At 51.7% G+C, this 625-nt stretch carries 1 protein-coding gene; it reads left to right on the forward strand.

Annotation, left to right across the window (positions count from 1 at the left end):
* Window positions 1-625, forward strand: a 625-nt coding sequence (locus tag CWC02_RS20475) for an Ig-like domain-containing protein (RefSeq protein WP_249364148.1), incomplete at both ends; no start/stop codon positions are given.

Genomic DNA, 625 nt, shown 5'->3' on the forward strand with positions numbered 1-625 from the left:
ATAGCGTTACAGTCTCCACTGATGCTTCTGGCAATTGGAGCGCCGAAGCAGGGCAAGCCTTAGCCGATGGCAACTACACAGTCAGTGCCAGTATCAGTGATGCAGCAGGTAATAACAGCAGTGCCAGTGACAGTGGTGAAGTCGACACCATTCCACCGGAGCTTGCTTTTGTGCCGACCTTCTTACTGGGTCAACTGGTGACCTTAAGTGGTACATCAGATTTACCCGCCGGTAGCACAGTGACCATCACCCAAACCTTATTAGGCGGTGGCAGTGTGACATATACGGCAACCACCGATGCCAATGGTGATTGGTCGCTGACAGGGTTAACCGTGCCGTTAGCGAACCTAGCGTCGATAACAGCCAGTGCATCGGATGCTGCAGGCAATGTACGTACTATCAGTTCAAGTGACTTTGATGGTACACCACCGACACTCACCGTTAATGTGGATGCAATAGGAAATGACAATACACCGCTCATCAGTGGTACCAGTGATGCAGGTGAAGGCGCACAAGTGACTGTGGTCGTCACCGATGCCAATGGTGATAGCAGCACCCTGACAGCGACAGTGGATGCCAGCGGTAATTGGTCAGTGAGTACAACAACGTGCTTATCTGATGTTCG

Origin of the sequence: Pseudoalteromonas sp. S2721, assembly GCF_005887425.1 — a bacterium.
Classification (GTDB): Bacteria; Pseudomonadota; Gammaproteobacteria; order Enterobacterales; family Alteromonadaceae; genus Pseudoalteromonas; species Pseudoalteromonas simplex.